This window comes from Pseudonocardia adelaidensis, from assembly GCF_039543345.1.
GTDB classification, from domain to species: Bacteria; Actinomycetota; Actinomycetes; order Mycobacteriales; family Pseudonocardiaceae; genus Pseudonocardia; species Pseudonocardia adelaidensis.
In genome coordinates this window covers 151,719-161,260 of the sequence record NZ_BAABJO010000018.1, presented here as the reverse complement: position 1 = coordinate 161,260, position 9,542 = coordinate 151,719, and the positions used below count along the sequence as shown (strand labels likewise).

Annotated in this window: 12 protein-coding genes; 7 read left to right on the top strand and 5 right to left on the bottom strand. The window is 73.0% G+C overall.

Features of this window, described 5'->3' with window-relative positions:
- The first annotated feature begins 384 nt into the window (after positions 1–384).
- Positions 385–819 carry a hypothetical protein gene (locus ABEA81_RS23795; RefSeq protein WP_345607522.1) on the top strand — a complete coding sequence of 145 codons (435 nt, stop codon included), beginning with the start codon at positions 385–387 and terminating at the stop codon, positions 817–819.
- Between the two features lie 327 nt (positions 820–1,146).
- Complete coding sequence (locus ABEA81_RS23790) at positions 1,147–1,335, top strand: hypothetical protein (RefSeq protein ID WP_345607521.1); 189 nt, start codon at positions 1,147–1,149, stop codon at positions 1,333–1,335.
- A gap of 290 nt (positions 1,336–1,625) precedes the next feature.
- On the opposite strand, the gene ABEA81_RS23785 is transcribed toward ABEA81_RS23790, so the two are convergent.
- Genes ABEA81_RS23785 through ABEA81_RS23775 form a run of 3 tightly spaced genes read right to left on the bottom strand, consistent with a single transcriptional unit; the run spans position 1,626 to position 3,598 of the window.
- Positions 1,626–2,531, bottom strand: coding sequence for a dioxygenase family protein (locus ABEA81_RS23785; protein ID WP_345607520.1), 906 nt, complete (start codon positions 2,529–2,531; stop codon positions 1,626–1,628).
- Between the two features lie 55 nt (positions 2,532–2,586).
- Complete coding sequence (locus tag ABEA81_RS23780) at positions 2,587–3,024, bottom strand: VOC family protein (protein ID WP_345607519.1); 438 nt, start codon at positions 3,022–3,024, stop codon at positions 2,587–2,589.
- A gap of 1 nt (position 3,025) precedes the next feature.
- Positions 3,026–3,598 (bottom strand): DinB family protein, encoded by a 573-nt coding sequence (locus ABEA81_RS23775; protein ID WP_345607518.1) that lies wholly within the window; start codon positions 3,596–3,598, stop codon positions 3,026–3,028.
- 61 nt (positions 3,599–3,659) lie between these two features.
- Between ABEA81_RS23775 and ABEA81_RS23770 the strand changes: the two genes are divergently transcribed.
- On the top strand, positions 3,660–4,661 hold the full coding sequence (locus ABEA81_RS23770; RefSeq protein WP_345607517.1) for a helix-turn-helix transcriptional regulator: 1,002 nt from the start codon (positions 3,660–3,662) through the stop codon (positions 4,659–4,661).
- On the opposite strand, the gene ABEA81_RS23765 is transcribed toward ABEA81_RS23770, so the two are convergent.
- Together ABEA81_RS23765 and ABEA81_RS23760 are read right to left on the bottom strand one after the other, a co-directional pair.
- On the bottom strand, positions 4,625–5,812 hold the full coding sequence (locus ABEA81_RS23765) for an FAD-dependent monooxygenase (protein ID WP_345607516.1): 1,188 nt from the start codon (positions 5,810–5,812) through the stop codon (positions 4,625–4,627). The two genes, ABEA81_RS23770 and ABEA81_RS23765, sit on opposite strands and share 37 nt — an antisense overlap.
- A 42-nt stretch (positions 5,813–5,854) precedes the next feature.
- Positions 5,855–6,235 (bottom strand): DUF6319 family protein, encoded by a 381-nt coding sequence (locus ABEA81_RS23760; protein WP_345607515.1) that lies wholly within the window; start codon positions 6,233–6,235, stop codon positions 5,855–5,857.
- A 170-nt stretch (positions 6,236–6,405) separates the two neighbouring features.
- Here ABEA81_RS23760 and ABEA81_RS23755 point away from each other — a divergent pair, with 170 nt between their 5' ends.
- From ABEA81_RS23755 to ABEA81_RS23740, 4 genes are all read left to right on the top strand, one after another.
- Positions 6,406–7,308, top strand: coding sequence for a cation diffusion facilitator family transporter (locus ABEA81_RS23755; protein WP_345607514.1), 903 nt, complete (start codon positions 6,406–6,408; stop codon positions 7,306–7,308).
- A gap of 44 nt (positions 7,309–7,352) precedes the next feature.
- Positions 7,353–7,586, top strand: coding sequence for a hypothetical protein (locus tag ABEA81_RS23750; protein WP_345607513.1), 234 nt, complete (start codon positions 7,353–7,355; stop codon positions 7,584–7,586).
- Between the two features lie 259 nt (positions 7,587–7,845).
- Positions 7,846–8,787: a beta-keto acid cleavage family enzyme gene (locus ABEA81_RS23745; protein WP_345607512.1), complete on the top strand. Its 942-nt coding sequence runs from the start codon at positions 7,846–7,848 to the stop codon at positions 8,785–8,787.
- A complete protein-coding gene (locus tag ABEA81_RS23740) occupies positions 8,784–9,542 on the top strand; it encodes an SDR family NAD(P)-dependent oxidoreductase (RefSeq protein WP_345607511.1) in 759 nt (252 codons plus the stop codon). The genes ABEA81_RS23745 and ABEA81_RS23740 overlap by 4 nt, the downstream gene beginning before the upstream one ends.

Genomic DNA, 9,542 nt, shown 5'->3' with positions numbered 1-9,542 from the left:
CCAGGTTCTCGCTGCGTGTGCCGGGCGGCGGCCCTCGTACCGGGCGTACTCGGGACGTCGGCCGGTGCGCGCAGCGTGGGGCTGGGCCGCCGAATTGTTCGGCGGACTTCCGGCGGGGGGCACTAGCTCGCCACACCGGTAGCGCGGGCGGCCGAACGCCGCACCGGCTCAGGACGCGTCGAGGACGTCGCACATCACTTCGGAGCCGGGGCGCCGATCGGCAACCGCGGTGCACCGTGCCGCATCGACAGCGTCGGCGCGTCCTGCCACCGTCGGCGCGGTGAGCACCTTCGACGCGGGCCCGGACACCGAGCTGTGCCCCGCCCGGGGTGAACCGGTGATCTCTGCCATCATGGACCGCGCGGTTCCGTGAACCGTCCACCGATGGATCTGCAGGGGGGCAGGATGCGAGCGGCAGGTATCGCGGCAGGCTCTGCGGTGGTGGCGGCAGGGCTGTTCCTCGGGTCGGGCACCGCAATGGCCGCCCCGGTCACGACGGCACCCGTCGCGGCCACGGCGACCTCGGGCGGCGGCACGGGCGGTGACGCATGCGCGCAGCTGCCGGCAAGCATGCAGGACCTGCTCTGCCCGAGCGCGGACGCGGAGGACCAGGGCAGCTCCGACAGCGGCAGCGGTGACGGCGGCGGCGCCGCGGCCGGCGGCACCGGCGGCGGCTCCGCGTCATCCGCACCCACCGGCGGCACGGCCGGCACCGCTGCGACGCCCGCTGCTCCAGGGTCCGGTGCGGCCGCCCCGGGCGGGCCGGTCAGCAACTTCCTGACCTGGCTCGCGGGCCTGTTCCAGTACATCGGCCTGTGACCGACGTCGGCGTGTCCGTCCAGCGGACATAGGAGTTCCGCCGCGGATCAGACGCGCGCCGGGTGCTCGTCGAGACGTTTCCCGGGACGAGGCCCGCCGATGGTGGGCTCAGGCCTACCGACTTCGTCGGTACTCGCACGTATGTTCGAATCATGCCGCGGGTGGTGGAGCTGATCGATCGGGCGGTGGGGTTGCCGCCGGGCCCGCGGCTGTCCGCCGTGCTGGCCGAGTTGCCCTGGTCGCGGCTCCCGAACGCGCGGCTGGTGGAGGTGTTGGGGGGCCCGGTCCCGGCAGCTGGCGCACGAGCAGGCGAACCTGTGGGCCGGGATGGTGGAGATCGCCCGCGCCGTCCCGGTGGCCGGGCTCTCGGATGGGGCGGTGGCCCGGGCCGGGGATGATTTCGAGTGGGCCTCGCTGGACCTGCGCATCCTGTGGAGAGAGGCCCGCGACCCGGCGCCACCGCCACCCGACGCCGAGGGAGCACCGCCCTTCCAGTGCTACCGCTGGAGTTCGTGATCGTTACTCCCCATGAGGCCGGTCGGACCCGGGGCGGACGGAGGGGGTGACCGGCCGGATCGCGACCCGAACCGCGCCCCCCGCGGCTCAGGACCCGATCCCGACGATCACCAAGACGCCGCTCACCTCCCGCGGTCGCCACAATCGCGACATCCGCTGCACCGGCGTGAGCTCGCCGGGTCAGGTACCCGAGCACGCTCAGATGTGTGGCGCCCGACCGTGGCGGTCTCGTCGGGAACGGGCGTGCCTGCGGGTCGGGACGGCGCCAGGGCGACCACGGAGTTCGCGGATCAGGAATCGCGCTTGGCGGACACGGGTGGCGTGGGCAGCCAGGCCTCGCCCGGCTCGACGACGAAGGTGTACTCGAGGCTGTACCAGGGCTCCGCCACGTCCGGGTCCGGCGCGGACTCGTTCTCGTGGCGCACGTACGTGCCCACGAGGGCCTGCACCACGCCGAACTGGGCGTCGGTCTCCAGCATCGGGTCGTCGTGGCTGTAGAGCTGGGACGCGATCGTCTTGAAGCCCGGCTTGTAGATCAACGCGTGCAGGTGCGCCGGCCGGAAGGGATGGCGCTGCAGCGCGGTCAGGAACTCGCCGACCGGCCCGCCCATCGGCACCGGATAGCCGGACGGCTTGACGCTGCGGAAGGAGAACACGCCGTCGGCGTCGGTGCGGAACGTGCCGCGCAGGTTCCACTCGGCCTGCTCGGGGTCCTGGTTCTCGTACCGGCCACTCGGCGACGCGTGCCAGACGTCGACCTCCGCGCCGGAGACGACGGCGCCGTCGGTGTCGACGACGCGGCCGGTGAAGAACAGCGGCGGCCCGGGCGTGGGGGAGCGGACGATCGAGTCCCCGTTCTCCATCGCCGGGCTGCCCTTGCGCCAGAACGGGCCGAGCAGGTTCGCCGAGGTCGGCCGGTCGTCGGTGCCGTTGTTCATCAAGGACACCAGCGTCGACAGGCCCAGCGACCCCGCCATCAGCCGGACCTCGTTGTGGCTCGGCGTCGTGAGTTGACCGAGCCTGGCCACGGTGGTGATGGCTGCGTCGAACTCGGCCTCGGTCAGGCGCACCTCGCGGGCGAAGTCGTGCAGGTGGCGCACCAGCGCCTGGATGATCTCCCGGAAGCGCGGGTCGCCCGCCTTCTCCGTCTCGGCGAGCACCGCGGCCGTGAGCTGGTGCTCGTCCCGGATGATCATGTCAGCGTCCCGTTCACCCGGGCCGAGTGTGCCAGCACGCCACCGGCCGGGCCGATCAATCGGGGCAGAACTCGTTGCCCTCCGGGTCGGCCATCACGATGTGGCCGGCGGCCAGCGGGGGTTCGGGCTCGTGGCGCTGGAGCCGGGTGGCACCGTGGGAGACGAGCCGCTCGGCCTCCGCCTCGAGGGCCGCCATCCGCGCCTGTCCGTCGAGCCCGGGCGCGGCGCGCACGTCGAGGTGGACGCGGTTCTTGGCCTGCTTGCCCTCCGGCACGCGCTGGAAGAACAGCCGGGGCCGCGAGCCGTCCGGGTCGATCACCGCCGCGGCGTCGTTGCGGCGCTCGGGCGGCACGCCGAACGCGTCCAGGGCCTGCTCCCACGAGTCGAAGCCCGGTGGCGGCGCCTGCAGCCGGTAGCCGAGTGCCTCGGCCCAGAACGCCGCCAGCGCGGCCGGGTCGGCGCAGTCGAACGTGAACTGGACGTCGCGGGCCACGTCAGCTCGCCTCCCGCCGGGTGTGCAGGTACAGGTCCCGGAGCACACAGACCTCGGACAGGTGGTGGATCATCTCGCGGTTGATGTGCAGCACCAGCGCCGCCAGCGGGAGCTCGGCGTACGCCCCCTCGGCCTCCCCGCACGGGCGGGAGAGGCCGTCCTCGCCGAGGGACTCGACCCCGGCCATCCACGTGGCGTACTCCGCGTCGAGCTGGGCCAGCGCGTCGGCCGCCGTCGGGGCGTACTCGAACGACTCGTAGTCGGTGGGACGGCGGCCGAAGTGGGAGGCGTTGCGCATGGCGAGCACGCCGACGATCACGTGCCCGAGCCGCCACGCGATCGTCGTGAACGGCGGCGGGTCGGGGACCGGGAACGCGAAGTCGATGGTCACCGCGCCGGATCCGGCCTGCACGGGCGCGGTGCCGGTGCCGCGTCGCCGCACGTTCCAGCAGCCGGGCACCGGCTCCCAGAAGTACTCGTCGTCGGTGAGCCCGTCGAGGCGGTCGCGCAGCTGGTGGGTCCAGTGCCAGGAAAGCTGGTCCCGGAGCAGGGAGTTCCAGGTCTGGTCGGTCATGTGATCAGCCTGCCTCGGATAGCGGACAGGATCGTTCCGTGATTCGTGGAACTATGAACATGTGACCGTCGAGGCGACCACCGAACGGGTGCTGCGGTTGCTGGCCCTGCTGCAACGGCGGCCGTCCTGGACGGCCACCGAGCTCGCCGCCGAGCTCGGGGTCACCGACCGGTCGGTGCGCCGCGACGTGGAGCGGTTGCGCGCGCTCGGCTACCCCGTGCACGCCACGGCGGGCGTCGGTGGCGGCTACACGCTCGGCGCGGGCACCCGCCTGCCGCCGCTGCTCCTCGACGACAAGGAAGCGATCGCGACGGCGGTCTCGTTGCTGTGGGCGGGGTCGTCGGGCGGCACGGTCGCCGGGGCGGGTGAGGCGGCCCTGCGGGCGCTCGCGAAGCTCGACCAGGTGATGCCGCCCCGGCTGCGCGCCGAGGTCAGGGCGGTGCACGGCGCCACCGACACCCTCGTCGGACCCGGGATCCAGATCGACGGTGAGCTGCTGGTGACGCTCGCACGCGCCTGCCGCGACGCCGTGCGTCTCCGGTTCCGGTACGCCCCGCGCGACCGCGAGGAGCACGAGCGCACGGTCGAACCGGTGCGGATGGTCGCCACCGGCCGCCGCTGGTACCTGATGGCGTGGGACGTCGATCGTGCCGACTGGCGCACCTTCCGGCTGGACCGGATGCGCGACGCGGTGGCGACCACATGGCGCTTCCGCCCGAGGGAGCATCCGGACCCGGCCTCGTACGTACAGCGGTCCGTGACCGAGGCGCCGTACCGGTACCTCGCCAGGGTGCGGCTGCGCGCCGCGGCCGAACGGGTGCGGGAGCTGGTGCCGCCACAGGTGGCGCGCGTCGAGGACGACCGCGACGGGTGGTGCGTGCTCAGCGCGGGCGGGGACAACCTCGACTGGCTCACCGTGCACATCGCCCGGCTGGGCTTCGAGACGGAGGTGCTGGAACCCCCGGAGCTGCGGGAGGCCGCCGCCGTCCTCGCCCGCCGCGTCGCGGCGATGGCGGGGACACCGCATCAGACGGAGGGGATCTCCTCGTCCTCGGCGTCGTAGGCGTAGATCCAGCCGTTGGCGACCAGCGGGTCGGCCTGCGCCAGCGCGGCGTCCCTGGCTTCCTGTTCCGGCCCGTCCGGCAGGTGGTTGACGTGCGCCCGGGCGTGGCTGACCTCCTGCAGCCGCGTCGTGCGTCCGATCCGGAGCGACTCGTAGCGCCGCAGCGCGTCCGCCGGCGACGACGGGGCCCGCGCCAGGCAGCGGGCGAGCACCGCCGCGTCCTCGATCGACTGCGCGGCTCCCTGGGCGAAGAACGGGAACATCGGGTGCGCGGCGTCGCCGAGGAGGGTGACGGGACCCGCACTCCAGCCCCTGAGGGGTGCGCGGTCGAGCAGGGCCCACCGCCCGGGCGTGCCGACGCCCAGGATCAGCTCCCGCAGGCGCGGATCCCACCCGGTGAACTCGGCGAGGAACTCCGCCCCGCTCGCGGTGGCGCTCCACGACTCGACCGCGTAGTCGCCGGCCGGGGCGAAGGCGACGAGGTTGATCGCGGCCCCGCCGGAGATCGGGTAGTGCACCAGGTGGTGGGCCGGGCCGATCCACAGCGTCTGGGCGCGCCTGCGGGCGAACCCGGGTGCCCGGTCGGTCGGCACGATGCCCCGGAAGGCGCATACGCCCGAGTAGGTCGGGGGCACGGGTTCGGTGACCGCGCCGCGCACCGTGGAGTGCACGCCGTCGGCGCCGACCACGACATCGGCCTCGGCGGAGGTCCCGTCGGCGAACGACAGCAGCGCGGCGTCGGCGAACACCTCGACGGAGGTGCAGCGCTTCCCCAGCCGGAGTGACCCCGGAGGGACTGCCGAGGCGATCGCCTGGGCGAGGTCGGCCCGGTGGACGGTGTAGGTGCGCTCGCCGTACAGCTGTTGGCACGATTCGGCCAGGTCCTCCGCCGACAGGACCTGCCCGTCCTCCCAGCGGCGGAACTCCCACCCCACGTCCAGCGGGACGGCGCGTCCGACCAGCCGGTCCATCACGCCGATCCTGCGCAACAGCCGTACCGCGTTGGGCGCCAGCACCAGCCCGGCGCCGACCTCCGTCAGCTCGGCGGCCTGCTCGAAGACGACGCTCCGCACGCCCCCGCGGTGGAGGAAGGCGGCCGCGGCGAGCCCACCGATCCCGCCGCCGACGACCGCCACCCGCGATCCGATCACGGGGACATCGTCGGCGAAACGCCGGCCGGTGGCGAGGGTTGCCTACCCGTCGATCTCCGCCAGCGCCTTGCGGGCCTGCTCGAGCTCGGCCTCCAGCGCGGCGACGCGGGCCTGGCGCTGTTCCCGCGCGGCGAGGATGACGGCGTCGATGAGGCCGGCGAGCTCGGCGTGCAGCTCCTGCGCCGCCCGGGACACGGCGGAGGCCGACACCGGCAGGCCGCGGTTGAGCCACGTGTTGCCCTGCTTGAGCTCGGCCTGCCAGTCACCGTCGGCGGTGCCGGTGACCGTGAGCGTGAGCTCGATGGTGCGGGTGGAGCGGGCGCTGGATCCCTTCGGCCGGCCGCGGCGGGGCGTCGCGGGCTCGGGGGTGTCGGGCGCTTCCCGCGAGGGCTGTGGTGATGATTCGCTCGCAAGCTCGCTCATCGCTGCGGCGTGCTCCTTCGTGACGGCGTGGGGTGAGCAGATCGTAGAACACATGTTCGGTACGCCGGTCGTCGGGCCGAGGCGGTCGGATGCCGCGACCCGTGCCCGAACTAGACATGCAGAAGTGCGCATGTTTCGATGTATGTGTCCGGGGGGCGATCGGAGGCGTGATGGGGCACGGGCACGGGCATTCGCCGGAGGGCGACCGCACGCGGCTGGGCATCGCGCTGGTCGTGACGCTCGGGGCGACGTTGCTCGGCGCGGTCGGTGCCCTGCTGACCGGGTCGTTGGCCCTGCTCGCCGACCTCGGGCACCTGCTCACCGATGCGGGCGCGCTGGCGGCCGCGCTGGTGGCGTCCGTGCTGGCCGCGCGTCCGGCGAACACGCGCCGCACCTACGGACTGGGCCGGGTGGAGGTGCTGGTCGCCGGGCTGAACGGCATCGCGCTGATCGCGGTCGTCGTCTGGGTCGGCTACGAGGGCGTCAACCGGTTGTTCGAGCCCGTGCGGATCCCCGGCCTGCCGCTGCTGGTCATCGGTGCGCTGGGTCTGGCCGGCAACCTCGTGTCGCTGTTGGTGCTCGCCGGTGGGGACCGGCGGAACATGAACTTGCGGGGCGCCGCGCTGCACGTGCTGGGCGACGCGCTCGGCTCGGTCGGGGTGCTGGTGGCGGCGGCGGTGCTGCTCCTCACCGGCTGGCCCTACGCCGACACCGTCGCGTCACTGTTCATCGTCGCGCTGATCGTGCCCCGCACGGTCGGGCTGCTGCGCGAGGTCGGTCACGTCCTGCTCGAAGGCGCGCCGAAGCACATCGACGTGGGTGAGGTGCAGGAGGCGCTGCGCGGCGTGCCGGGCGTGCGGGACGTGCACGACCTGCACGTCTGGGCCATCAACGACCGCAAGCCCAGCGTCTCGGCGCACGTCGTGGTGGACGAGGACGGCCACGGGCCGTGCGGGGAGGGCTCGGTCCTCGACCGGGCGGCGCGTCTGCTGCGGGACCGGTTCGGCCTGGCGCACAGCACGCTGCAGGTCGAGCAGCACTCCCACTCCGGGCACGAGGAACGCTGCGACTGACGGATCCCACCTGCGCGCGCGGCCGGATCAATTCCGGCCGCGAATTGTCGTTTTCAGCGCTCGCCGGCGTCGTCGGCGGGGCACTCGCCCCGATCATCGCGACGGCGCTGCTGAGCAGCTTCCAGAACTCGGTCGCCGTGTCCGTCTACTCGGTGGTGGTTCTGCTGCTGACGCTCGCCTGCGTCGCCCTCGCGCGCGAGACCGCCAATGTCGACATCGACGCCGTCGAGGCGGACGCGGTGGCCGGAGAGCACGTCGTCGCGGCGCAGCCCGGCTGACCGGACCGTCCACACCGGCCGACCCGGCCGACTCCCGCCCGGTCCACGCCCAGCGCGTCGGCGGGCCGGTCGGGCAGCCCCTGCCGCGGCACGCCGAAATCCGAGGCCGGCGTGCCGCGGCAGCGGGCTCTTCGGGTGGGAGCGCGCGTCCTTCCCGCGATCGTGGACAGCCGTGCGGCACGCCCCGTATGGTGAACGGCGAGTTCGCATTTCGAACGATGCGGAGGCCGAACATGCGTCCAGATCGAGGGGAGCCGGCGTGATCGCCGCCGACCGGGTGATCATCAGCACCGCGGTGACGGGGTCGGTCCACGTGCCGTCGCAGAGCGACCACCTGCCGATCACGCCGGAGGAGATCGTCGCGGAGTCGCTCGCCGCGGCGGAGGCCGGAGCCGCGGTCATCCACCTCCACGCCCGGCATCGCGAGGACGGCAGACCGGCGTTCGAACCGGCCGTCTTCGAGGAGATCATCCCGCCGATCGCGGCCGGGTGCGACGCGGTCGTCAACATCACGACCGGCGGGGCGTCGTCGATGACGATCGAGGAGCGGCTCGCCGCGGCCACCCGGTTCGGCCCCGAGCTCGCCTCGCTGAACATGGGATCGATGAACTTCGTCTTCTCGGGCATCGCCGACCGGGTGACCCGGTGGAAGCACGACTGGGAGAAGCCGTACGTGGAGAACACCTACGGCCATCCGTTCATCAACTCCTTCCAGCAGATCGAGTACGCGTTGCGGGAGCTGGGGGAGAAGGGCGGCACCCGGTTCGAGTACGAGTGCTACGACATCGGGCACCTGTACACGCTCGCCCACTTCGCCGACCGCGGGCTCGCCAGGCCGCCGTTCCTCATCCAGGGCGTCTTCGGCATCCTCGGCGGTATCGGCGCCGACCACGCCAACCTGACGCACATGGTCGCCATCGCCGACAAGCTCTTCGGGGCCGACTACCACTTCTCCGCCTTCGCCGCGGGGCGCCACCAGATGCAGTTCTGCACCCACAGCGCCTGGCTGGGGGGACACGTGCGGGTGGGCCTCGAGGACAACCTCTACATCGGCAAGGGCGAGAAGGCGAAGAGCAACGCGCAGCAGGTGAGCAAGGTCCGGGAGGTAGTCGCGGACCTCGGCAAGCAGATCGCGACCCCCGCCGACGTCCGGCGGATGCTGGCGCTGAAGGGTGCGGACAAGGTGGGGCTGCAGCGATGACCGGAGCAGGGCTGCTCACCGGCAAGGTCGTCCTCGTGGTCGGTGGGAGCACCGGCATCGGGGCCGACTCCGCCCGGGTGTTCGCCGAGGAGGGCGCCTCCCTCATGCTCGCCGCGCGGTCGGAGGACGCGCTCGCGGCGCTCACCGGCGAGCTGGCGAGCGGGGGGTGCGACGTCGCGTACACCGCGGGCGACGTCAGCGTCGCCGCCGACGTCGCGCGGTTCGTCGACGCCACGGTCGAGCGGTTCGGCCGGCTCGACGGAGCGTTCAACAACGCGGGGATCAGCCAGCAGGGCCGGCTCGACGAGGTGCCGGAGGAGGACTTCGACCGGGTCATGGCCGTGAACGTCAAGGGCATGTGGCTGTGCCTGCGCGAGGAGATCCGCGCGATGCGCGACTCGGGCGGGTCGATCGTCAACACGAGCAGCGTGGGCGGGTTCCGGGGCAACACCGGGCTCGGCGCGTACCAGGCCACGAAGCACGCGGTCATCGGCTTCACCCGAACCGCGGCCCACGACAACGGCCCGCTCGGCATCCGCGTCAACGCCGTCGCCCCCGGGCCGATCGAGACCCCGATGCTCACCCGGTGGCGGGAGAGCGACGCCGCCGCCGTGGAGCGCCGGATCGCCGCGGTCCCGCTGCGGAAGGCCGGCACGACCACCGAGGTCGGCAATGCCGCCGCATGGTTGCTGAGCGACCGCGCGAGCCAGATCAGCGGCGTGGTCCTGCCGGTGGACGGCGGGTACTCCGCCTGA

Excerpts from the sequence above, each read along its gene's own strand:
- ABEA81_RS23795 (WP_345607522.1), top strand. The coding sequence starts at position 385 with ATGGATCTGCAGGGGGGCAGGATGCGAGCGGCAGGTATCGCGGCAGGC.
- ABEA81_RS23790 (WP_345607521.1), top strand. The coding sequence starts at position 1,147 with ATGGTGGAGATCGCCCGCGCCGTCCCGGTGGCCGGGCTCTCGGATGGG.
- ABEA81_RS23785 (WP_345607520.1), bottom strand. The coding sequence starts at position 2,531 with ATGATCATCCGGGACGAGCACCAGCTCACGGCCGCGGTGCTCGCCGAG.
- ABEA81_RS23775 (WP_345607518.1), bottom strand. The coding sequence starts at position 3,598 with ATGACCGACCAGACCTGGAACTCCCTGCTCCGGGACCAGCTTTCCTGG.
- ABEA81_RS23760 (WP_345607515.1), bottom strand. The coding sequence starts at position 6,235 with ATGAGCGAGCTTGCGAGCGAATCATCACCACAGCCCTCGCGGGAAGCG.
- ABEA81_RS23755 (WP_345607514.1), top strand. The coding sequence starts at position 6,406 with ATGGGGCACGGGCACGGGCATTCGCCGGAGGGCGACCGCACGCGGCTG.
- ABEA81_RS23740 (WP_345607511.1), top strand. The coding sequence starts at position 8,784 with ATGACCGGAGCAGGGCTGCTCACCGGCAAGGTCGTCCTCGTGGTCGGT.